This is a genomic window from Actinomadura graeca, from assembly GCF_019175365.1.
GTDB classification, from domain to species: Bacteria; Actinomycetota; Actinomycetes; order Streptosporangiales; family Streptosporangiaceae; genus Spirillospora; species Spirillospora graeca.
Map to the genome: position 1 here is coordinate 7,617,180 of NZ_CP059572.1, position 21,320 is coordinate 7,638,499.

20 protein-coding genes are annotated in these 21,320 nt (G+C 75.2%); 18 read left to right on the plus strand and 2 right to left on the minus strand.

Annotation, left to right across the window (positions count from 1 at the left end; genetic code table 11):
* The first annotated feature begins 1 nt into the window (after nucleotide 1).
* The 9 genes from AGRA3207_RS33900 (at nucleotide 2) to AGRA3207_RS33940 (ending at nucleotide 11,225) form a co-directional block, all read left to right on the plus strand.
* Nucleotides 2-1,129: a glycosyltransferase family 4 protein gene (locus AGRA3207_RS33900; protein ID WP_231331224.1), complete on the plus strand. Its 1,128-nt coding sequence runs from the start codon at nucleotides 2-4 to the stop codon at nucleotides 1,127-1,129.
* 82 nt (nucleotides 1,130-1,211) lie between these two features.
* Entirely contained in the window at nucleotides 1,212-2,021 is an 810-nt protein-coding gene (locus AGRA3207_RS33905) for a hypothetical protein (protein ID WP_231331225.1), read from the plus strand.
* Nucleotides 2,022-2,600: 579 nt separating this feature from the next.
* On the plus strand, nucleotides 2,601-4,133 hold the full coding sequence (locus AGRA3207_RS33910; RefSeq protein WP_231331226.1) for a penicillin-binding transpeptidase domain-containing protein: 1,533 nt from the start codon (nucleotides 2,601-2,603) through the stop codon (nucleotides 4,131-4,133).
* Between the two features lie 283 nt (nucleotides 4,134-4,416).
* Complete coding sequence (locus AGRA3207_RS33915; protein ID WP_231331228.1) at nucleotides 4,417-6,006, plus strand: YML083C domain-containing protein; 1,590 nt, start codon at nucleotides 4,417-4,419, stop codon at nucleotides 6,004-6,006.
* Entirely contained in the window at nucleotides 5,987-6,820 is an 834-nt protein-coding gene (locus AGRA3207_RS33920; RefSeq protein WP_231331229.1) for a ferric reductase-like transmembrane domain-containing protein, read from the plus strand. Before AGRA3207_RS33915 ends, AGRA3207_RS33920 begins: the two co-directional genes overlap by 20 nt.
* On the plus strand, nucleotides 6,817-8,328 hold the full coding sequence (locus tag AGRA3207_RS33925) for an NADH-quinone oxidoreductase subunit NuoF family protein (RefSeq protein ID WP_231331231.1): 1,512 nt from the start codon (nucleotides 6,817-6,819) through the stop codon (nucleotides 8,326-8,328). Before AGRA3207_RS33920 ends, AGRA3207_RS33925 begins: the two co-directional genes overlap by 4 nt.
* A 142-nt stretch (nucleotides 8,329-8,470) precedes the next feature.
* Entirely contained in the window at nucleotides 8,471-9,124 is a 654-nt protein-coding gene (locus AGRA3207_RS33930) for a DUF4142 domain-containing protein (protein WP_231331233.1), read from the plus strand.
* A gap of 58 nt (nucleotides 9,125-9,182) precedes the next feature.
* Nucleotides 9,183-10,421 carry a DUF1996 domain-containing protein gene (locus tag AGRA3207_RS33935; protein ID WP_231331235.1) on the plus strand — a complete coding sequence of 413 codons (1,239 nt, stop codon included), beginning with the start codon at nucleotides 9,183-9,185 and terminating at the stop codon, nucleotides 10,419-10,421.
* 105 nt (nucleotides 10,422-10,526) lie between these two features.
* Nucleotides 10,527-11,225, plus strand: a complete 699-nt coding sequence (locus tag AGRA3207_RS33940) for an SDR family oxidoreductase (protein ID WP_231331237.1) — start codon at nucleotides 10,527-10,529, stop codon at nucleotides 11,223-11,225.
* Here the strand turns inward: AGRA3207_RS33940 and AGRA3207_RS33945 are convergent.
* Nucleotides 11,213-13,009 carry an AMP-dependent synthetase/ligase gene (locus AGRA3207_RS33945; RefSeq protein WP_231331239.1) on the minus strand — a complete coding sequence of 599 codons (1,797 nt, stop codon included), beginning with the start codon at nucleotides 13,007-13,009 and terminating at the stop codon, nucleotides 11,213-11,215. The two genes, AGRA3207_RS33940 and AGRA3207_RS33945, sit on opposite strands and share 13 nt — an antisense overlap.
* A gap of 224 nt (nucleotides 13,010-13,233) precedes the next feature.
* On the opposite strand from AGRA3207_RS33945, the gene AGRA3207_RS33950 reads away from it, so the two are divergent.
* The 6 genes from AGRA3207_RS33950 (at nucleotide 13,234) to AGRA3207_RS33975 (ending at nucleotide 17,426) form a co-directional block, all read left to right on the plus strand.
* Nucleotides 13,234-13,929, plus strand: coding sequence for a copper homeostasis protein CutC (locus AGRA3207_RS33950; protein ID WP_231331241.1), 696 nt, complete (start codon nucleotides 13,234-13,236; stop codon nucleotides 13,927-13,929).
* A 46-nt stretch (nucleotides 13,930-13,975) separates the two neighbouring features.
* Nucleotides 13,976-14,743 carry a metallophosphoesterase family protein gene (locus tag AGRA3207_RS33955; RefSeq protein WP_231331243.1) on the plus strand — a complete coding sequence of 256 codons (768 nt, stop codon included), beginning with the start codon at nucleotides 13,976-13,978 and terminating at the stop codon, nucleotides 14,741-14,743.
* A 38-nt stretch (nucleotides 14,744-14,781) separates the two neighbouring features.
* Nucleotides 14,782-15,216: an SRPBCC family protein gene (locus AGRA3207_RS33960; protein WP_231331245.1), complete on the plus strand. Its 435-nt coding sequence runs from the start codon at nucleotides 14,782-14,784 to the stop codon at nucleotides 15,214-15,216.
* A 64-nt stretch (nucleotides 15,217-15,280) separates the two neighbouring features.
* The gene (locus AGRA3207_RS33965; protein WP_231331247.1) at nucleotides 15,281-15,703 is read left to right on the plus strand and encodes a hypothetical protein; all 423 of its coding nucleotides are present in this window, start codon (nucleotides 15,281-15,283) and stop codon (nucleotides 15,701-15,703) included.
* 47 nt (nucleotides 15,704-15,750) lie between these two features.
* Nucleotides 15,751-16,719, plus strand: coding sequence for an ROK family glucokinase (locus tag AGRA3207_RS33970; RefSeq protein WP_231331249.1), 969 nt, complete (start codon nucleotides 15,751-15,753; stop codon nucleotides 16,717-16,719).
* Nucleotides 16,716-17,426, plus strand: a complete 711-nt coding sequence (locus AGRA3207_RS33975; protein WP_231331250.1) for an endonuclease/exonuclease/phosphatase family protein — start codon at nucleotides 16,716-16,718, stop codon at nucleotides 17,424-17,426. The genes AGRA3207_RS33970 and AGRA3207_RS33975 overlap by 4 nt, the downstream gene beginning before the upstream one ends.
* Nucleotides 17,427-17,441: 15 nt before the next feature.
* Here the strand turns inward: AGRA3207_RS33975 and AGRA3207_RS33980 are convergent, their stop codons facing one another.
* The gene (locus AGRA3207_RS33980) at nucleotides 17,442-18,236 is read right to left on the minus strand and encodes a hypothetical protein (RefSeq protein WP_231331251.1); all 795 of its coding nucleotides are present in this window, start codon (nucleotides 18,234-18,236) and stop codon (nucleotides 17,442-17,444) included.
* A 375-nt stretch (nucleotides 18,237-18,611) separates the two neighbouring features.
* Between AGRA3207_RS33980 and AGRA3207_RS33985 the strand changes: the two genes are divergently transcribed.
* Genes AGRA3207_RS33985 through AGRA3207_RS33995 form a run of 3 tightly spaced genes read left to right on the plus strand, consistent with a single transcriptional unit; the run spans nucleotide 18,612 to nucleotide 21,258 of the window.
* Nucleotides 18,612-19,346, plus strand: coding sequence for a lysophospholipid acyltransferase family protein (locus AGRA3207_RS33985; protein WP_231331252.1), 735 nt, complete (start codon nucleotides 18,612-18,614; stop codon nucleotides 19,344-19,346).
* A 12-nt stretch (nucleotides 19,347-19,358) separates the two neighbouring features.
* Nucleotides 19,359-20,588 (plus strand): MacS family sensor histidine kinase, encoded by a 1,230-nt coding sequence (gene macS / locus AGRA3207_RS33990; RefSeq protein WP_231331253.1) that lies wholly within the window; start codon nucleotides 19,359-19,361, stop codon nucleotides 20,586-20,588.
* 28 nt (nucleotides 20,589-20,616) lie between these two features.
* Entirely contained in the window at nucleotides 20,617-21,258 is a 642-nt protein-coding gene (locus AGRA3207_RS33995) for a response regulator (RefSeq protein WP_231336479.1), read from the plus strand.
* Nucleotides 21,259-21,320 lie beyond the last annotated feature (62 nt).

Below are 21,320 nucleotides of genomic sequence, written 5' to 3' on the forward strand. Positions count from 1 at the left end.
GATGACCAGGACGCTTTTCGTCACCAACGACTTCCCGCCGCGCCCGGGAGGCATCCAGGCGTTCGTGCACGGCCTGGCGGCCCGCCGTCCCGAGGGCTCGGTGGTGGTGTACGCCCCCGCCTGGAAGGGCGCGGCGGAGTTCGACGCGCGGCAGCCGTTCCCGGTCGTCCGGCATCCGGGCACGCTGATGCTGCCGGTGCCCGGCGTGCTGCGGCGGGCGGCGGACGTGCTGCGCGCGGAGCGCTGCGACACGGTGGTGTTCGGCGCGGCGGCCCCGCTCGGGCTGCTGGCCCCGGCGCTGCGGCGGCGCGGCGCGGAGCGGCTGGTCGCGATCACCCACGGGCACGAGGCCGGCTGGGCGTCGCTGCCGGTGGCGGCCCGGGTCCTGCGCCGCATCGGGGACGGCGTGGACGTGCTCACCTACCTGGGGGAGTACACGCGGTCCCGGATGGCGCGGGCCCTGTCCCCGGACGCGGCGTCCCGGATGGCGCGGCTCGCGCCGGGTGTGGACGAGGGGGCGTTCCGTCCCGGCGCCGGCGGCGAGGAGATCCGCCGGCGGCACGGCCTGTCCGATCGTCCGGTGGCGGTGTGCGTGTCGCGCCTGGTGCCGCGCAAGGGCCAGGACGCGCTCATCCATGCCTGGCCGCGCGTCCTTGCGAAGGTCCCGGACGCGGCGCTGCTGCTGGTGGGAGGCGGCCCGTACCGCGCGGAGCTCGGGAGGCTGGCGCAGTCCCTCGGGGTGGGCGGCTCGGTGGTGTTCACGGGCGGCGTGCCGTGGGAGGAGCTTCCGGCGCACCACGACGCGGGCGACGTCTTCGCGATGCCGTGCCGCACCCGGCGCCGGGGCCTGGACGTGGAGGGGCTCGGCATCGTCTACCTGGAGGCGTCGGCGACGGGGGTCCCGGTCGTCGCGGGGGATTCGGGTGGCGCGCCCGACGCCGTCCTGGACGGGGAGACCGGCGTCGTCGTGCCGGGCCGCTCGGTGGCCGGTGTCGCCGCCGCGGTCGCGGGGCTGCTCGCCGATCCGGCGGCGGCCCGGGCGATGGGGGGGCGGGGGCGCGCGTGGGTCGAGCGCGAATGGCGGTGGGACCTCCAGGCCGCCAGGCTCGGCGCATTTCTCGGGCAGTGAGATGTGGCCTCCCGGTCAGGAGTGGGAATCCTGAGGTCATGCCGCGTATCGCGGGATGTGGCCGGGGTGACAGGATGCCGATATGGAGAACGCGGACATCGAGGACGCTTGGGCCCGGGCTCCGGGGGAGGCCGCCCGCTGGTTGCACGAGCTCGATCCCGACCACTGCTACTCGGGTTTCGAGCCGCCGCGCAACCCCGACTCCGCCTGGCTCCTGCACGCGATGTACGCGTGGGAGGAGGGCCTGGTCACCACCACCCACGACGACGTCCACCAGTCGGTGACGGCGGCCGGGCTCATCGAGCCGGCCGATCCCGCGGCCGAGGCCCCGGGCGATGTGGGCGACCTGCTGGAGGGCGCGATCGTCACCGGCACCGAGCTCGGGCGCAGCGGCGACCCGGGCGCGGGTTGGCGGCGCCTGCGGTGGCGGGAGCTCGCGCGGGGGTTCGGGGAGCCGGTCGTCCCGGAGGGGGAGCTGCCCGGCAACCGCTGCCTGCGCCAGGGGCACCCGGCCGGGAGCTGGTCGGCGGCGATCCAGCCGCCCGCGGAGGGCTGCCTCGACCGCGAGAGCTGGCACCGGCTGATGAGGGTCCTGCTGCGGCACAGCCCGGCCGGCGCGGACACGCGCTGCCTGGCCTACTACTGCCCGCTCGTCACCGCCGACTGGGACAACGAGACCGTGCTCGCGGGGCGGCTGGGCGACGCGGCCCGCCTGTACGACCATCCGGCGATGTCGAGCTGCCCGTCCGACCTGTGGTCGGCCGACCGGTCGTGGGTCGTGTACTGCGACTGGGACCTGTGGGGCACGAAGGTGGTCGGCCCGACGGCGCTGGTCGAGGCGGTCCTGGCCGATCCGGAGCTGGAAGGCGTCCGGCTGCCCTGGACCTGCTGACCCGCTGCCGTCAGCCGCGGGGACGCGGCACGCCGGGCCGCCTCCCGCACGGCCCCGGGACGGGGACCCCACCCCCGCGCCGCGGGCGGGGCCCCCAGCTCGGGGCCGGCGGGCCGGCCGGGGTCGCGCGCCGCTCCCGGAGACCAGTTCCACGCGCCGCCCCTGCCGAGGGGGGAGGCGATCCGGGCGCCGGCCGGCCCGGCGCCCCTGGGCGCCGTGGGAGGGCCGGCCTGGGGGCCGGATCGGATGCGGCGTGGACGGGAGTGCGGGGCGCGGCCCCGGCCGGGCACCCGGCCGCGGCACGGCCGGGTGTGCGGCGACGGGCGGCGGAGTGGGCGGGCCCCGGCGGGGGGATCAACATCGCGGGGCACCTCCTGCCACCGTTCGGTCGCCGACGTGTCAGAAGCTAGGCGCCCGGGGGGCTCCCGGCACCCGCGTTAAACCGGACTTAAGGGACGGATCAGTCAACGCTAAGCCGTCCGCCCCTGCCGCGCCGAATGTCCGACTTTTGGGGCATAGGCACCGGCGGCGGGAGCTGAGATGATCGAGTTCCGCCCAGACAGAGCGGGGGGACGACGCGTGCGATCACGGGGTACCGCCGCGCTCGCGGTGCTGGTGGCGGGGGTTCTGGCGGCGGGCACGGCCACGGTCTGGCTCTGGCCGGGCGAGGACGAGGGCAGCCCCGAGAAGACGGCCGCCGACTACTTCGACGCCTGGGGCCGGGGAGCGCTGAAGACCATGGGCGGGCTGGTCGCCGACCCGCCGGCCGACTTCGCCGACCAGCACCGGGCGCTGTCGCGCGGGCTGTCGGTCACCAGGATCTCGCTGGCCCCCCGGCCCGTCGTCCGGTCCGGCCCCGGCGCGGCGCAGGCGGAGTTCACGGTCACGCGGGACGTGGGCCTCCACGGCGACTGGTCGTTCCGCTCGGTGCTGAGGCTCGGCCGGGTGCACGGCCGCTGGCGCGTCCTGTGGACGCCCTCCACCCTGTACCCCGGGCTGAAGGGGAAGGGGACGTGGTCGCTGACGCAGGTGACCGTCCCCTCCCTGACACTGGTGGCCCGCGACGGCAAGGCCCTCTCCGGCGACGGGCCCCTCGCCCCCTACCTCACCGCGCTCACCGACGGGCTGGAGGGCGAGGACGGCACCGGGTGGGCCGTCGAGCTCCGCGACGGCGGCGGCCCGCCGCAGCGGGTGAAGGTCCTCGGCGTGAAGCCCGGCGAGAAGGTCCGCACGACGCTGGACCGGCGCGTGCAGGCGGCGGCGGAGGAGGCGGTCGGGGGCCGCCAGGCGTCGATCGTGGCGATCCGCCCGTCCACCGGTGAGATCCTCGCGGTGGCCGACGGCCTCGGGGGGCTCGGCGCGTTCGTCTCCGAGTACCCGCCCGGCTCCACGTTCAAGGTGGTCACCGCGGGCGCCCTGCTGGCGGACGGGATGGACCCCGGCTCCGGCGCCGACTGCCCCGCGGTCGTCGTCACCGGGCAGCGCACCATCCACAACGACCGCAACCGCGCCCTCGGCCGCACCACCCTGCGCGACGCCTTCGCGCAGTCGTGCAACACCACGTTCGCGCGCCTCGCCGTCGAGGAGGCCGGTGCGAAGGGCCTCGCCGCGAGCGCCGGGCGGTTCGGCTGGGGCGAGCGGCTCACCCCCGGCGTGCAGGCCGCGTCCCCCGCGTTCCCCGGCATCCGCAGCGGGGCGGCGCTCGCGGAGGCGGGGATCGGGCAGGGCGAGGTCCTGGCGAGCCCGCTGCTGATGGCCACCGTCGCCGCGGCCGTGGCGGACGGCTCCTGGCGGCCGCCCCGGCTCCTGGAGCCCGCGCGGATCCGCGAAGGCGGCGGGCGGACACCGCCGCCCCGTCCCGTCCCCGGCGCGGCGGCCTTGCGCGCGATGATGCGTTCCGCCGTCACCGATGGCACGGCGGCGGGCGCCGGGCTTCCGGGCGGGACGGCCGGGAAGACGGGCACCGCCGAGTTCGGCGAGGGCACCCATGCCTGGTTCATCGGGTTCCAGGACGGCGTCGCGTTCTCCGTCCTCGTCCCCGCGGGCGGCTCCGGGCCGGAGGTCGCCGCCCCCCTGGCCGCCAGGTTCCTGCGCGCCCGGCACGGCGGGTGAACGCGCCGTGACGCACGCGCGTACCGGGACCGGAAGCGGCCCGGCGGAAGGCACCGACTGAAACGATTTTTCGCCATCGCCTATCCGAAGGGCCTTCGGGGCGTATGCTCCCGGGTGATCGAGCGGGTCCCCTCAGGGCCCGTGGGTGAGCGGTGGGAGCGGAGCGGGCTCCCGGCGCCGTGATCCCGATGTCTCAGCGGAACAGGCCGCCGGGCTCCCCGCCCGGGCGGCACGGAGCCTGGCTGCGTTCACCCTGCCCTCCACCTCCTCCACAGGAGAGGGCATGGCGCGACGCGAGACCCGGCATGCGTCCCGGAGCTATCCGCATGCTTCACCGTGGGCGGACACGCCCGCGCGCCCCTCGTCGAGACCGGGGCCCCCGCCAGGGACCCGGGCCGAGGAGCCCCAGTGGCCCGAAGGGTCCTGGTGGGCGGAACAGTCCGGCTGGGCCGAGAACGGGCAGCGATCCCCGCGGCCCGGGCCGCGACGCCGGCGTGAGAACCCGCATGCCGCGGGCAGGCGGCATGCCCGGCAGCGCCCGGAGACACGGCGCCGCCCGTCCACCCGGTCCGAGGCACGGCCCCCCGGCCCCCGAGCGCGCCCGCGCACCCATCCCCGCGGCGGCCGCCGCCCCGTCGACCGGCTGAGCGTCGGCGCCATCGCGCTGTCGTGCGTCGTCGGCCTGTCGCTGCTCGGCCTCGCCGAGCGGGCCCTGCTGGAAGGCGGGACCATCGGCGCGTCCGGCCCGGCGAGCGCCGAGCGGCCCGCCAAGAACCGCAAGGAGCGCGCGGCCCCCGGCCGCCGCGAGGACCCCCCGCGGCGGCCCGCCCCGTCCGGTGCCCCCGGGGCCCCGGCGGGCCCCGACGTCCAGGCGCTCACCGCGCAGGTCCGCAGGCTCGCGCAGGCCGAGCGCGGCGCGGCCGCCCGGCAGACCTACGGCGCCGCGCCCACCCGCCCGCCGATCGTTCAGGTGGCCCGCACGAGCCCCGACAAGACCTGGGCGTTCGGGACGACGGCGATCCCGGTGCCCGACACCAGCGGAGCCAACCCCGAGGTCGCGTTCTTCGCGGCGCAGTGGCGCCACGACCGGTGGAAGGTCGCCCTGTCGGGCGGCGGCGGCTTCGACGGGCTGCTGGCGCGGCTGCCCGCGACCGTGATGTCGGCGGACGAGGGCCGGCTGCTGCGCCGCTACGGCGCGCTCACGGCCCCGCAGGCCATCGTCCAGTCCCACGCCGGGACGAAGGGCGACGGGCTGATGCTGCCGTGGAAGTCCGGCACCACCTGGTCGATGGGCACCGGCGACGGCGGCGCGTCCGTCCGCCCCCTCGGCTCCCTCGCCTTCTGGGGCGGGGACGGCCGGGTCCTCGCCTCCGGCGCGGGCCGGCTCTACCGGTTCTGCGCCGACCAGGAAGGCCGCGCGCTCGTCATGGTGATCCACCGCAGCGGCCTCGCCACCACCTACTACCGGGTGCGCTCGGTGTCGCAGCTGCGCGACGGCAGCGTCGTCCAGCGCGGCGAGCCCCTCGGCCGGACCGGCTCCGACCGGCCCTGCGGAGGGGCGCCCGCCGCCCGTCCCGAAATCGAGTTCGACCTGCGCAGAGGCGCCGAGCGCGTCCCCCTCGACGGGGCGCTGCTCGGCGGATGGACGTTCCGGGAACGGGCCAAGCCCCTTCTCGGCTACGCGGAGCGCGGCGAACTCCAGGTCCTTCCCGGCGGTCGGCTGCCCAACTTCGGCGCGGTCCCCGCCACAGACGTCCCGCCCTCACCGCCCGACCCCGGCCCCGAGCCGGGGGACGGCGCAGACCCGGGGGACGCTCCGGCGCTCCCCGCGCTACAGAAGAGGAGTCCGAGCGGTGCGAACACGCAACAGTGATGATCCCGTGATCCCGAGCTGGGTGCTGCGCGCGGTGCTCGCCGCCGCGGTGCTGGTCCTGGTCGGCGCGGCGACCCCGCCGGGCGCCGTCATCGCGGCGAAGGTGCAGTACTTCCTGTCCTTCTACGCGGGCGTCTTCACCCTGCTGGCGATGACCGCCGCCGTGATGAGCGGGCTGCTGGCCACCGACAGGCTCATCCTCGGCATCCGGCACCGCGTCATGGCCCAGGGCGTGCACCGCGCCTCCGCCGTGCTGGCGATGGCGATGGTCGTCGCCCACATCGCGGTGAAGGTCCTCGGCGGGCTCGCCACCCCGGAGCAGATCGTCGTGCCCGGGGTCGGCCCGGTGGGGCTCGGCACGCTCGCGTTCGAGCTGATGGTCCTCATCGTGATCACCGGGATGATGCGCGCGCGGTTCGCGTTCCGCGGCCACCCCTGGGTGTGGCGGTCGATGCACGCCGTCTCCTACGTCTCCTGGCCGCTGGCGATCGTGCACGGCCTCACCGCCGGGCGGGTCGCCGCGAACTGGGTCGTGCTCAGCTACGTGATGAGCGTCGGCGGCGTCGCGCTCGCGCTGCTCGCCCGGATGATCGTCGTGGTCAAGCCGCGCGACGTCCGGCGCGTCGGGGACGACGTCGGCGAGCGCACCGTCGCCCGCGAGCGCGCCATGGCCGCCGACCGCGCCCGCGAGCACGCGCTGGCGGGAGAGCGCGCCGCCGAGCGCGACAAGGACCCGCGCGCGACCGTCGCCGACCCCCGCGGGATGCGCGTGCCCCGCGAGCGGCGCGGCGGTGACACCGAGGTGTTCCGATGAGCTCCGCCATCGCCGTCACCAACATCGGCGGCCCCCGGCTGACGCTCGGGTTCGACCGCTTCGACCGGCTCGACCTCGACCGGCACATGGCCGTGCACGGCAAGCTGCGCGCGCCCGTGCTCGACGACATCGTCCGGATGGCCGAGCAGGTCGACATGCGCGGCCGCGGCGGGGCCGGCTTCCCGTTCGCGCGGAAGCTGATGGCCGTCGCCGCCCGCGTGAACTACCCCGGCTCCGACGAGGCGCTGCTGCCGGGGGAGAAGCGCGGCGACCGCGGCTCCAGCGAGGACGCCGTGGTCGTGGTCAACGGCGCCGAGGGCGAGCCCGGCAGCTCCAAGGACAAGGTCCTGCTCAGCCGTGCCCCGCACCTGGTGCTGGACGGCGCGCAGATCGCCGCGTCCGCGCTCGGCACGCAGCGGATCGTGGTGGCCGTCGAGGACGACGAGGCCGCCCGCTCCGTCCGGGCCGCCATCGGCGAGCGGCGGATGCCGGCCCGGGTCGTCCGGCTGACCGAGCGCTTCATCTCCGGGGAGAGCGGCGCGGTGATCCGCGCGATCAACGGGGAGATCCCGATCCCGCCGGGCGTCAAGGTCCGCGCCTCCGACTCCGGCGTCGACGGGTTCCCGACGCTGCTGTCCAACACCGAGACGTTCGCGCAGCTCGCCGTGCTGGTCTCCCTCGGCCCCGACCTGTACGCCTCGGCCGGCACCGAGGACGAGCCGGGCACGACGCTGCTCACCGTCGGCGGCACCAAGGTCGTCGAGGCGCCGCTCGGCACGCCGCTGCGGGCCGTCCTGGAACGCTGCGAGGTCCCGCCGTCGCCGGGCGTGCTCGTCGGCGGCTACCACGGCATGTGGCTGGACCCCGCCGGCGTCCAGCAGGCCGTGCTGTCGCGCGCCGGCATGCGGCGGGTCGGCGGCACCGTCGGCGCCGGGATCATCCTGCCGCTCACCCGCGGCACCTGCCCGCTCGGCGAGGTCACGCGGATCGCGTCCTACCTCGCCGCGCAGTCGGCGGGGCAGTGCGGGCCGTGCCGGCTCGGGCTGCCCGACGTCGTCCGGTCGCTGAACTCGCTGTCGGACGGGTCGGGGACGGTCGAGGACGTCCGGCGCGCCGCGAGCGTCGGGCGCGGCCGCGGCGCCTGCACCCACCCCGACGGGACCGCCAGGTTCGTCCTCTCGGCGGTCGAGGCGTTCACCGCCGACATCGACGTCCACCGGTACGGCGGGACGTGCGGGCAGCCGACCTTCGGGGTGCTGCCGCTGCCCGTCCCGACCGGTGACGAGGGGAGGGTGGCGATCGACTGGAGCCGGTGCGACGGGCACGGCCTGTGCGCCTACCTCGTGCCGGAGCTGATCCAGCTCGACCGCTACGGCTTCCCGGTGGTGCTCGGCACCGACATCCCCGCCTGGATGGAACGCGACGTGCAGAAGGCGGTCGCCATGTGCCCCGCCCTCGCGCTGCGCGTCACCGGAGGCGTCCCGGGAAGCCCCGCCCGCCGTTCCTGACCGACGCGCGCGGTGAATTCCGGGCACGGATTAACAATAAAAAAGAACGGATCCCGATGAACCCCCGACCCCGCGTGGTGCGTACCTCCTGGCGACCCGCGCCGGGTCCGTCCGGTGACATTCCGAGAGGAGGGAACATCCCTTGAGGAAAAAACGCGGCAGTTATGGCTTCGCGGGGGCGCGCAAGCGCCGCCGCCCCGCCCGCGGCCTCCTGGCGCTGGCCGCGGTGGCCGCCGTCGGAGCGGCCCTCGTAGTGGTGCTCCGCCCGGTCTACGGCACCGCGCCCGCCGACGGCGCGACCGCCGACGGCGCGCGGGACGGCGGCACCACGCAGACGCGCTGGGGTCCGCTCAGCGCCCTCGACCGGAGCCTGCTGGTGAAGGTCCGCCAGGCCGGCCTGTGGGAGATGCCCGCGGGCCAGCAGGCGCAGCAGCGCGCCGCCAGCCCCAGGGTGAAGGAGGTCGGCGCCATGATCATGCAACAGCACATGCAGCTGGACGCCGACACGCGCCTGACCGCGCAGCGCCTGGGCGTGCTGCTGCCCAACGAGCCCAACGGCACGCAGCAGAGCTATCTGCGGGAGATGTCGACCAAGTTCGGGGCGGACTACGACCGCACCTGGGTGCTGCGGCTGCGCTCCGCGCACGGGCAGGTCTTCGGCATCATCGCCAAGGTCCGCGCGCAGACCCAGAACACTGAGATCCGCGCATTCGCCGAACGTGGAATGAAGTTCGTCAACACCCATATGTCGCTGCTGGAGAGCACGGGCCTGGTGGACAAGAACGCCCTGCACTGACGGAAGCACCGACGCAGCACCGACGAACATCCCACCCCGCATAAAGGGAGTTCTCTCAATGAGAAGAAAGAAAAAGGCATTCGCCGTGATGATCCCGGCGCTCGTCCTTGTCGCGACGGCGGTGGAGACGGCTCCCGCCGGTGCCGCGGCCCCGCGGCCCGGTGAGCGCGCCGGGCTCGCCGCCGACCCGTCCGAGCCGCCTGGTGAAGGCGGCACCGACCCCGGCGGAGGCGGATCCGGCGACCCCGGCGGCGTCCCGCGAGTTCCGGGCGACGGTTCGGCGGACCCCGGCGGAGCCGGGCAGGACCCGGACGGCGGCCGGACCGGCGACGGCCAGGACGGGAACGGGCGGTGGAACGGCGGCCGGAGCCGGGACCCGCAGAACTTCGCCGGCCCCGGGCAGGGAGGAGGCGGCCAGGGCCTGAGCCGCGCCCTGTTCGCCGACATCCGGAAGGCGCCCGCGCTGCCGCGGGCGGCGAACGGCCAGCGCGGCTCCGCCGGCACGTTCACGTCCAAGTGCGGGCGGAACGAGGGCCAGAAGCACAGCAACCCCGACAACGTCATCGTGGCCCCCGGCGTCCAGAACGGCGCGCACCACACGCACGACTACGTGGGCAACAAGTCGACCGACGGATTCTCCACCGACGAGAGCCTCGCCGCGTCCGGGACGACCTGTACCAACGGTGACAAGTCCACCTACTACTGGCCGGTGATGCGGCTCCGCGCCGGCCGGGACAACTCGGCCGCGGCGCGCCAGAGCACGGCGGACGGCAACATCGGCTCGGTCGTCACGCCGTCGTCGGTTCAACTGCAGTTCAACGGCAACGCCCGCAGCAAGGTGACCGCGATGCCCCCCTTCATGCGCGTCCTCATGGGAGACGCCAAGGCGGGGACGAACGGCACGGCCAACGCCAAGGCCCTGTGGTCCTGCACCGGGTTCCTGAACCGCGGCTTCACCGACAGGTACCCGCTCTGCCCGCAGGGCAGCCAGGTGGCGCGGGTCCTGGAATTCCCGAGCTGCTGGGACGGCCGCAACTCCGACAGCGCCAACCACCGCGACCACGTGCTGTTCGCCGACGAGCGGACGGGCGCGTGCCCGCCGGGACGGCGGCCCGTCCCGCAGCTGCAGATGACGCTGACCTACAACGTGCCGGCACGGGCGCAGGCGTTCGCGCTGGACAGCTTCCCCGAGCAGCTGCACGACCCGGTGACCGACCACGCCGACTTCATCAACGTGATGTCGCGCAACCTGATGCAGCAGGCCGTCGGCTGCATCAACTCCGGGCGCCGCTGCTGAGCGCGAGCGCCGACCGAGCCCGCGGCCGGTGAGGACGTCCCCCCGGCGCCCCTCACCGGCCGCGCCCGCGCGACCCCGGCCGCCCCGGTCCGTAGGATCGCCGGTATGAACGTTGTGATCGCGGGCGGGCACGGGCGGATCGCGCTGCGGCTGTCGCGGCTGCTGGCCGCGCGGGGGGACACCGTGCTGGGCGTCATCCGCGACCCGGCCCACGCCGGGGACGTGCGCGCGGCCGGCGCCGGGCCGGTCGTGTGCGATCTGGAGTCGGCGGTGGCCGGGGCGGTCGCCGACGTGGTGACCGGGGCGGACGCGGTGGTGTTCGCCGCCGGGGCGGGGCCCGGCAGCGGCACCGCGCGCAAGGACACCGTCGACCGGGCCGCCTCGGTGCTGCTCGCGGACGCGGCGGAGCGCGCCGGGGTCCGCGGCTTCGTCCAGATCTCCGCGATGGGCGCGGGCGCGCCGCCCGCCCCGGGCCGCGACGAGGTCTGGGCCGCCTACATCAGGGCCAAGGGCGAGGCCGAGGACGACCTGCGCTCCCGCGACGCCCTGGACTGGCTGATCCTGCGTCCGGGCCGCCTCACCGACGACCCCGGCACCGGCCTCGTCGCGCTCGCCGGGCCGCCGCTCGGACGGGGCGCGGTCACCCGCGACGACGTGGCGGCCACCGTCGTCGCGCTGCTCGACGCGCCCGCCGTCCGCCACCGCACCCTCGACCTCCTCAACGGGGACACGCCCATCCGGGACGCCGTCGCCCGCCTGGGGCAGGGCGGGTCCGGCGGGTCCGGTGCGGATCAGGTGTCGTAGAGGGCGTCGATCTCGTCGGCGAAGTCCCGCATCACCACGGCGCGCCTGACCTTCAGGCTCGGCGTCATGTGCCCCGCCTCCTCGGTGAAGTCCACGTCGAGCACGGCGTACTTCTTGATCGCCTCGGCGTGGCTGACGGGCCGGTTCGCCGCGGCGACCGCGGCGTCGATCTCGGCGGTGAGGTCGGGGTCGCGGCGCAGCTCGCCCGCCGTCATCGCGGCGGGCTTGCCGTGCCGCTGCTTCCAGGGGCCGAGCGCCTCCTCGTCGAGGGTGACCAGCGCGGCGACGAACCTGCGGCCGTCGCCGACGACCAGGCACTGGCTGACCAGCGGGTGCGCGCGGAGGCCGTCCTCCAGCGGGGCGGGCGCCACGTTCTTGCCCGCCGCGGTCACCAGGATCTCCTTCTTCCGGCCGGTGATCCGCAGGAACCCGTCGGAGTCCAGGGAGCCGAGGTCGCCGGTGTGGAACCAGCCGTCCTCCAGGGCCTCCTTGGTGGCGGCCTCGTTGTTCCAGTAGCCGCGCAGGACGTTGATGCCGCGGACGAGGACCTCCCCGTCCTCGGCGATCCGCACGTCCACCCCCGGGATGGGCCCGCCCACCGTCCCGATCCTGATCGCTGTGGGGCGGTTGACGCTCACCGGCGCGGTCGTCTCGGTGAGGCCGTAGCCCTCCAGGATCGTGATCCCGACGCCGCGGAAGAAGTGGCCGAGCCGCTCGCCCAGCGCGGCGCCGCCCGACACCGCGTACTCCACCCGCCCGCCGACCGCCGCGCGCAGCTTGCGGTACACCAGCGCGTCGAACACCCTGTGCCGGGCCCTCAGGCCGAGGCCCGGGCGGCCCGACTCCAGCGCCCGGCTGTAGGCGATGGCGGTGGCGGCCGCCGCCTGGAAGATCCTCTCCTTGGCCTTGCCCCCCGCCGCGGCCTGCTGCTCGGCGCCGTTGTAGACCTTCTCGAACACGCGGGGCACCGCCAGCAGGAACGTGGGGCGGAACGTCGCGAGGTCGGGCAGCAGGTTCGGGACGTCGCTGTGCCCGAGGACGATGCCGCCCTCGACGCACGCGACCTCGATGAGGCGCGCGAACACGTGCGCCAGCGGCAGGAACAGCAGCGTGGAACTGCCCTCGACGGTGACCTCGGAGATCGCGCCCTGGATGGCGTTGCGGGCGGTCCGCACGAGGTTCCCGTGGCTGATCTCGCAGCCCTTGGGGCGCCCGGTCGTGCCCGAGGTGTAGATGAGGGTGGCGGTGTCGTCGGCGCCGCGGGCGGCGCGGCGCTCGGCCACCGCGTCGTCCGGGACCTCCTTGCCGAGCCGGACGACCTCGGCGACCCCGCCGGTGTCGATGCCCCAGACGTGGGCGAGACCCGGGAGCGAACCCCGGACCTCCTCGACCGCCGTGACGTGCGCCGCGGTCTCGGCGAACACGGCCTTGGCGCCGGAGTCGCCGGCGATCCACTCGATCTGCTCGGCCGAGGACGTCTCGTAGATCGGCACCGCGACCGCGCCCGCCGCCCAGATCGCGTAGTCGAGCAGCGTCCACTCGTAGCGCGTCCGCGACAGCAGCCCCACCCGGTCGCCGGGCTCGATCCCCGCGGCCACCAGGCCCTTGGCCACCCCGGTCACCTCCGCCGCGAAGTCGGCGGCGGTGACGGCGCTCCAGGCGCCGACGGCGCGGCGGCGGAGCACGATGGCGCCGGGGTCCTCGGCGGCACGGCTGAAGGGCGCGTCGGTCAGATTGGCGGAGTCGGGGACCTCCACCATCGCGGGGACGCTGAGCTCGCGCACGGCCCACTCCTGTCATCGGGCTTCCGGGACGGCGGACAAGCCTCTCCGGCTCCTCCGACGCCGATGATACCCACGAGTAGGGAAGACGTCCGCCGGTCACGCGCACGCCGCTCCCTCGCGCCCCAGGTTAACGGCAGGGCAAAGACGGGCCGGTCGCCCCCGGGACGGCGGCGCGGGTTGGCCTACCCTGGTCTGGCCGGACATCTGGGATTCGGGGGATCGCCATGTCGCTGCTCGAGGTGATCGCGCTGACCGCCGACGACGCGCGCGCCGCGCAGGACGGCGGCGCCGACCGGATCGAGGTCGTCGCCGACATGGCCGCCGACGGGCTCACCCCCGATCCGGACGTCGTCGAGGCGATCCGCGAGGCCACGTCCCTGCCCCTGCGGGTGATGCTGCGGGCCAACGCCGGATTCCGCACCACCGGCGCCGAGCTCGACCGGCTGCGGCACGCCGCGGGCACCCTCGCCCGGGCGGGCGCGGACGGTTTCGTGCTCGGCTTCCTGGACCCCCTCGGCCACGTCGACGTGGCCGCCACCGGCAAGCTCGCCGCCGTCGCCGACCCCCTGCCGTGGACGTTCCACCGGGCCGTGGACCACGCCGCCGACCCCGCGCAGGCGTGGGACGCCGTCCGGCACCTGGGCGGCGGCCTCGACACCGTCCTCACGGCGGGCTCCCCGCGCGGTGTGGACACCGGCGTGGACGTCCTCGTCCGGCGCGCCGCCGAGGACCGTGACTCCGCCCGCATGATCATGGCCGGGGGCGGGCTGCGCCGCAAGCACGTCGCGCTCCTCGCGGCGGCGGGCGTCACCGCGTTCCACGTGGGCACGGCCGTCCGGCCCGACGGCGGCTGGGACGCCCCCGTCGACCCCGCGCTGGTGGGCGACTGGCGTTCCCTGGTCGCCGCCGCCGCCGGCTGACTCCGGCGGCGTATTCGTCCCAGGCCGGCCCTATTAGAGTCGGTTCATGAGGATCCACGTGGTGAGCGACGTCCACGGCCGGGCGGAGGCGCTGCGCGGCGCCGGCGACGGCGCCGACGCGCTCATCTGCCTGGGGGACCTGCTCCTGTTCATCGACTACTCCGACCACGCGCAGGGGATCTTCGCGGAGCTGTTCGGCCGGGAGAACGCCGACCGCTTCATCGAGCTGCGGACGCTCAGGCGCTTCGGCGAGGCCCGCGAGTTCTCCCGCGCGCTGTGGGCGGGACTCGACGGCGAGGCGTGGCCGCACATCGAGCGGGCGGTCGACCGGCAGTACGCGGAGCTGTTCGCGGCCATGCCCACCCCCGCCTATCTCACCTACGGCAACGTCGACATCCCCCGCATGTGGGGCGCGCACCTGCGCGACGGCCACCACGTCCTAGACGGTGAGACCACCGAGCTGGGCGGCCTGACGTTCGGGTTCGTGGGCGGCGGGCTGCGCACCGAGTACCGGACCCCCTACGAGCTGGACGACGAGGAGTACGCGGCCAAGGTCGAGGCGGTCGGCGCGGTGGACGTGCTCTGCTCGCACATCCCGCCCGCCGTCCCGGAGCTGCTGTACGACACGGTGGCGCGCCGGTTCGAGCGGGGCAGCGAGGCGATCCTGGACGCGATCCGCCGGACGCGGCCGAAGTACGTGCTGTTCGGGCACGTCCACCAGCCGCTCGCACGCCGGATCCGCATCGGCCGGACCGAATGCGTCAACGTGGGCCACTTCAGGGCCAGTGGGGCGCCCTACGTCCTGTCGGTCTGAGGGATACATTCTGGGAGGACACAGCCGGAGGGATGCAGATGGCCGACCGAACGAGCTCTTCGATCACGGTGAAGGCCCCGAGGCCCGAGATCATGGCGGTGATCGCCGATCTGGAGGGCTACCCCCGGTGGGCCAGCGGGATCCGGGAGTTCACCGTCCAGGAGACGGGCCCCGACGGGCGCGCCGCCCGCGCCCGGCTGACCTTCGACGGCGGCCCGTTCAGCGACACCGTCGGCCTCGCCTACACCTGGGAGGGCGACGACCGGGTGACGTGGGACCTGGTGGAGAAGGGCAACGTCGTGACCGGCCTGCACGGCTCCTACGCGCTCGCCGACGCGGGCGGCGCCACCGAGGTCACCTACGAGCTGACCGTGGACGTCCGCGTCCCCATGATCGGCATGGTCCGGCGCAAGGGCGAGAAACGGATCATCGACTCCGCGCTCAAGGGACTCAAGCGGCACCTGGAGCGCTGAGCGCTTCTCGCCAGGTCGTGGGGGCGATACCGTTTCACGCCGACAAGGGATGGAAGATGTTGTCATGACCGAGCAGCCAGGCGACGTCCTCGACGAGGCGGCCAAGCTCTTCGACGCGCTGCGCAGGCGGATGGGCGGACGCGATCCCGGCGGCGATCCCGCCGGCGACGTGTGGGGCCGGGCGACCGCCGAGGACGCCCCGGGCATCGCCACCGGAGCCGCCGAATGCCGTGATTGCCCGATATGTCGAGTGATTGCGGCCCGGCGTGAGGCGGGCGCGGACGTCGGCCGCCATGTGCGGGAGGCGGGCCGGTCGCTGCTGGCGGCGGCGCTGGACGTCGTGGCCGCTTTCGACCGCACGCGCGGGAAGGCGTCGGCGCCCCCTCGGGCGGGTACGTCCGAGCGGTCGGGCCCGCCGTCCGGCGGACGCGTCCCCGGGCGGGGCGACGCGTGGTCGGCGGCCACCGGCGGCGACCCCAACGAGTAGTGCGGTACGGGCTCCGGCAGGGGCACGTGAGGAGGAGGAAGCATTACATGGCCCTGACCATCGGCGTGGATGTGGGCGGCACGAAGGTGGCCGCGGGGGTCGTCGACGACCGGGGGACGATCCTGGAGAAGGTCCGCAGGCCGACCCCCTCGACGAACCCCAAGGAGACCGCCGAGGTCATCGCCGAGGTCGTCGACCTCCTCAAGGGCAAGTTCGAGGACGTCTCCGCGGTCGGCCTCGGCACCGCCGGCTTCGTCGACGAGACGCGCTCCACCGTGCTGTTCGCCCCCAACCTCGCCTGGCGGGACGAGCCGATCAAGGAGAAGGTCGAGAGCCTCGTCGGGCTCCCGGTCGTGGTCGAGAACGACGGCAACGCCACCGCGTGGGGCGAGGCGAGGTTCGGCGCGGGCCGCGGCGAGAACTTCATCGTCCTGGTGACGCTCGGCACCGGCATCGGCGGCGGCATCATCATCAACGGGGAGCTCTACCGGGGCCAGTTCGGCATCGGCGCGGAGATGGGCCACTTCCGGGTCGTCCCCGACGGGCGGCGCTGCGGCTGCGGCAACCGGGGCTGCTGGGAGCAGTACGCCAGCGGCAACGCCCTCGTCCACGAGGCCCGCGACCTCGCCCGCGTCGCCCCGGCGATGGCGGGCCGCCTCCTGGAGCTCGGCGACGGCCGTCCCGACGGCATCAGCGGCCCCGAGGTGACGCAGGCGGCCCGGGAGGGCGACAAGGCGGCGCTGGAGTGCTTCCGCACCGTCGCGCACTGGGCGGGCCAGGGCCTCGCCGACCTCAGCGCCATCCTGGACCCGGGCGCCTTCATCATCGGCGGCGGCCTCTCCGACGCCGGCGACCTTCTCCTGGACCCGGTCCGCGGCGCGTTCGAGGACGCGCTGACCGGCCGGGGGCACCGCCCGCTGCCCGACATCCGCATCGCCGAGCTCGGCTCGGCCGCGGGCATCGTCGGCGCCGCCGACCTCGCCCGCGCCCGGCCCCGCCAGGACGCGGTCGTGTGACCCCGGTCCGCGTCCTGACCTACAACGTCCGGTCCCTGCGCGACGACCCCGCCGCCGTGGCCCGGGTCGTCCGCGCCCTGGACCCGGACGTCCTGTGCCTGCAGGAGGTCCCGCGCTTCTGGGACTGGCGCGTCAAACGCCGCCGCCTGGCCCGCGACTGCGGCATGGACATCGCCGCGGGCCGCCGCGCCTGCGGCCTGGCGATCCTGACGGCCCCCCGCGTCCGCCGCGTGGGCCGCGAGTTCCACCTGCTCAGCCCCGTCCCCGGCCTGCACCGCCGCGCCCTGGCCATCGCCGTCCTTGAGACGGCCGGCACCCGCCTCGTCGCCGCCTGCACCCATCTGGACCTGATGACCGCCCCGCGCCGCAGGCACGCCACCGAGGTCCTCGCCCACCTCGACCGCGCCCGCCGCCGCCACGACGCCCCCGTCGTCCTCACCGGCGACATCAACGAGGAACCCGGCGGTCCCACGTGGACCCTCTTCACGGACCGCTTCCAGGACGCCTACGCGGTGGCCCCGGAAGGCGAGGAGCTGACCTTCTCCTCCCGCAACCCCCGCCGCCGCATCGACGCCGTCTTCGCCGACACGACGATAGAGGTCGTCACCTGCGGCGTCCCGGCGCACCCCGCCGAGGACTACCCCCAGGCCACAGACCACCGCCCCGTCCAAGCCACCCTGAACCTCCCCGACCCCCCGAAGACCTGACCGCGAAAGAACCGGTCAGACGACTGCTCCGTCGTCGGGGTCGCGGGGTTCGTCGCCCATGCGGAGGACGAGGGTGACGAAGCCGCCGATGAAGGCGGCGACGGCGAGGAAGGCGGCCCAGCCGGGGACCTCCCAGTCGAGGATGACGGTGATGAGGAGGTAGACGGGGCCGCCGACGAGGGCGATCCAGGCGCCCTTGGTGAGGGGGTCGGCGCTCGGGAGCGGCGGGGGAGGGGGCGGGACGTAGTGGCCCTCGTCGTCGGGGTCGGGCGGCAGGTCGGCGGTCTCGGTCGGTTTGATCATGCGGACGCGGGGGAGGCGGCCGGTGCGGTCGTCGCCCTCGTCCGGGGGTTCGCCCGGTTCGTCGATGTTCTCCTGATCGGGCCAGGGGGTGTCGCCGTCCTCGGGGGTGGTGTCGAACCCGGCGACGATCTCGGCCCAGATGGCGTCCTCGTCGCGTTCGGGGGTCTCGGCGTCGGGCGCGGGCGGGTCGCCGGCGAGGTCGGTGTCGGTGTCGGCGCCGCGGGCGGAGGCGTCGCGGAGGTGGGCGAGGTGGGCGCGCAGGATGCCCTCGGCGGCGGGTTTCATGTCGACGTCGACGTAGAGCCGGTCGAGGACGTCGCCGGACGGGGGCTCGGCGGCGGCGAGGTCGGGCAGGTCGGCCAGTTCGGCGAGGTCGGACGGCGAGGCGGCGTAGGCGGCCACGCCGGCCTCGCCGAGCGCCGCGAGCATCGCGTCGGCGAGATGCGGGGCGAGGTCGACCAGTGGGGCGTAGGTGTCGGCTGACAGTCCATTGCCACGGCGATTCACGGGGCCGGCTCCTTCGACGACTCCGGAGTGACCGACAGCTCCGGCATGACGGCCTCCGCTCCCCCAATTGACGTGTGCCCGGTCGCGCCGGCGGACGCGGCGGCACTCCCGGACACCCTGAAACGTGTGTCCCACGGTATTCGCTGCGCCGCGCGGGACAAGCCCTGAGGCGCACCCGATTGAGATTTACCGTTCAGAGCCTACGTTCATTCCGGCGGCACCGGCGCCGTGCCGGGGCGGCCGCCGGGCGGCCGCCGCGCGTACCGGCCGGTAGAGGCGGGGGACGGGGAGTGCGAGGATGTGCCATCATCTCCCGTCCGACAGGGAGCCGGACGTGCCCGTCACCTGGGCCGCCGCTCGGAGGAAGGCCCGCGCATGCTCTGGTTCTGGATCCTTCTCAGGGTCGTTCTGTCGCCGATCCTGTATCTGGGGTGGTGGCCGCGGAACCAGGGGGTCCGCAACGTCCCGAAGCGGGGGCCGGCGCTGCTCGTCAGCAACCACCTGTCGTTCGCCGACCACTTCTTCGGGCCGCTGCCGCTGCTGCGGCCGATCTTCTTCATCGGCAAGGGCGAGTACTTCACCGGGACGGGGCTCAAGGGCCTGATCAGCAGGGGGTTCTTCACCGGCGTGGGCGTGGTGCCGGTGGACCGGACGGGCGGGTCGGCGGCCGAGGCGGCGCTGCAGACGGGGCTGCGGATCCTCGGCGAGGGCAAGCTGCTCGGCATCTACCCCGAGGGCACGCGGGCGCCCGACAACCGGCTCTACCGGGGGAAGACGGGCGTGGCGCGGCTGGCGCTGAAGTCGCGGGCGCCGGTGATCCCGATGGCGATGATCAACACGTTCGAGCTGATGCCGCCGGGACGGCCGTACCCGCGGCTGGGGATCCGGCCGGGGGTCCGTTTCGGCGAGCCGCTGGACTTCTCGCGCCACTACGGCCGGGAGGACGACCGCGAGGTGCTGCGCGAGATCACCGACGAGATCATGCGGGCGATCCGGGAGCTGTCCGGGCAGGAGTACGTGGACCGTTACGCGGCCGAGGTGAAGGCCGAGATGGCGGGCCGGGAGGTCCGCCCGGCGGACGACGACGGCGGGCTGGGCGACGATGGCTGAGGGCGGGCCGCGGTGAACGGGGCGGGGGGCGGCCCGGGCCTGGCGGCCGCGCTGTGGCGCGCGGTCGCGGTGTACCGGGTCGCGTCGCTGGCCTACGCCGCCCTGGTGATCGCGGTGAACTCCGACGGGTACGCGCGTCCGTGGGGCGGCTGGGCCGTCCTCGCGGTGATGACGGCCTGGACGGTGTACGCGGTGCCCGCGTTCCGCGGCGGCCACCGGAAGGGCCGGCCGCTGCTGGCGGCCGACCTGGCGGTCGCGTTCGGCTGCATCCTCGCGACCGCGTGGGTGGAGACGGCGTCGAACATCGGGCACGGGCGGCCGACGCTGCCGATCTCGTGGGTCGCGGCGGCGGTGCTGTCGTGGGCGGTGGCGGGCGGGCGGCGGGCCGGCATCGCCGCGGCGCTGACGCTGGGCGTCGCGAACCTGCTGGTGCACGTCGTCGCCGGGACGACCGCCGGGATGGGCCGGGGCACCTTCAACGGCGTGGTGCTGCTGCTGCTCACGGGCCTGGTCGTGGGGCACGTGGTGCGGCTGGCGCTGGAGGCGGAGGCACGGCTGGCCCGGGCCGTGGAGATGGAGTCGGCGACGCGGGAGCGGGAGCGGCTGGCGCGCCGCATCCACGACTCGGTGCTCCAGGTGCTGGCGATGGTGCAGCGGCGCGGCGGGGAGCTGGGCGGCGAGGCGGCCGAGCTGGGACGGCTCGCGGGGGAGCAGGAGGCGGCGCTGCGCGCCATGATCGGCACCGCGGCACCGATCACCGCGGCGGCGGGCACGGCGGACGGGAACGCGGCGGGCGGGCCCGGCCGGACGGTCGACCTGCGGCCCCTGCTGGCCGGGCACGGGTCCACCTCGGTGACCGTGTCGGCGCCCGCGACGCAGGTGCGGATGCCCGAGCACGCCGCCCGGGAGGTCGAGGCGGCGGTGGCGGCGGCGCTGGACAACGTCCGGCGGCACTGCGGCGACGGTGCGCGCGCGTGGGTGCTGCTTGAGGACGACGGCGCCGGGGCGGTCACCGTCAGCGTCCGCGACGACGGGCCCGGGATGCCGGCGGACCGGCTCGCCGCGGCGGCGGCCGACGGGCGGCTCGGCGTCGCCCAGTCGATCCGGGGCCGGATCCGCGACCTCGGCGGCTCGGTGTCGATCGTCTCCGCGCCCGGTGAGGGCACGGAGATCGAGATGACCGTTCCCGGCCCGGCGGCCGCGTCCGCCGGGGGTGAGGCGCGGCGCGGGGCCGTAGGGTGAGACCGTGAACGACGTTCCCCTCAGGGTCATGGTCGTCGACGACCACCCGATGTGGCGCGATTCGGTGGCGCGCGACCTGGCCGAGGCGGGTCACGAGGTGGTCGCGACCGCCGGCGACGGCCGCTCGGCGGTCCGCATCGCCGCCGCCGCGCGCCCCGGGGTCGCCGTGGTCGACCTCCAGCTCCCCGACATCAGCGGCGTCGAGGTCACGCGGCACCTCGCCGCGGCCGACCCGCCCGTCCGGGTGCTGGTGCTGTCGGCCAGCGGCGAGCAGCAGGACGTCCTGGAGGCGGTCAAGGCGGGCGCGACCGGGTATCTGCTGAAGTCCGCCGCGCGCGAGGAGTTCCTGGACGCCGTCCGGCGCACCGGCGCGGGCGACGCCGTCTTCACCCCCGGCCTGGCCGGGCTCGTCCTCGGCGAGTACCGCAGGCTGGCCGCCGCGCCCGCCCGCGAGGACGACGGCGCGCCGCGGCTGACCGACCGCGAGACCGAGGTCCTGCGGCTCGTCGCGAAGGGCCTGACCTACAAGCAGATCGCGGAGCGGCTCGTCCTGTCCCATCGGACGGTGCAGAACCACGTGCAGAACACCCTCGGCAAGCTCCAGCTCCACAACCGGGTGGAACTCGTCCGCTATGCCATCGAGAAAGGTCTCGATCAGGAGGGCGGGTAGGGCCCCGGACGGCTATGGTCTAGACCAATGGCGGCACGCCGGTGTGCCCGGTGAATGCCGTG

Bases quoted from the DNA above. Each gene is read 5' to 3' on its own strand.
- AGRA3207_RS33905 (WP_231331225.1), top strand. From the start codon at position 1,212: ATGGAGAACGCGGACATCGAGGACGCTTGGGCCCGGGCTCCGGGGGAG.
- AGRA3207_RS33985 (WP_231331252.1), top strand. From the start codon at position 18,612: ATGCTCTGGTTCTGGATCCTTCTCAGGGTCGTTCTGTCGCCGATCCTG.
- AGRA3207_RS33970 (WP_231331249.1), top strand. From the start codon at position 15,751: ATGGCCCTGACCATCGGCGTGGATGTGGGCGGCACGAAGGTGGCCGCG.
- AGRA3207_RS33935 (WP_231331235.1), top strand. From the start codon at position 9,183: ATGAGAAGAAAGAAAAAGGCATTCGCCGTGATGATCCCGGCGCTCGTC.
- AGRA3207_RS33960 (WP_231331245.1), top strand. From the start codon at position 14,782: ATGGCCGACCGAACGAGCTCTTCGATCACGGTGAAGGCCCCGAGGCCC.
- AGRA3207_RS33955 (WP_231331243.1), top strand. From the start codon at position 13,976: ATGAGGATCCACGTGGTGAGCGACGTCCACGGCCGGGCGGAGGCGCTG.
- AGRA3207_RS33900 (WP_231331224.1), top strand. From the start codon at position 2: ATGACCAGGACGCTTTTCGTCACCAACGACTTCCCGCCGCGCCCGGGA.
- AGRA3207_RS33940 (WP_231331237.1), top strand. From the start codon at position 10,527: ATGAACGTTGTGATCGCGGGCGGGCACGGGCGGATCGCGCTGCGGCTG.
- AGRA3207_RS33950 (WP_231331241.1), top strand. From the start codon at position 13,234: ATGTCGCTGCTCGAGGTGATCGCGCTGACCGCCGACGACGCGCGCGCC.
- AGRA3207_RS33995 (WP_231336479.1), top strand. From the start codon at position 20,617: ATGGTCGTCGACGACCACCCGATGTGGCGCGATTCGGTGGCGCGCGAC.
- AGRA3207_RS33925 (WP_231331231.1), top strand. From the start codon at position 6,817: ATGAGCTCCGCCATCGCCGTCACCAACATCGGCGGCCCCCGGCTGACG.
- AGRA3207_RS33915 (WP_231331228.1), top strand. From the start codon at position 4,417: ATGGCGCGACGCGAGACCCGGCATGCGTCCCGGAGCTATCCGCATGCT.
- AGRA3207_RS33965 (WP_231331247.1), top strand. From the start codon at position 15,281: ATGACCGAGCAGCCAGGCGACGTCCTCGACGAGGCGGCCAAGCTCTTC.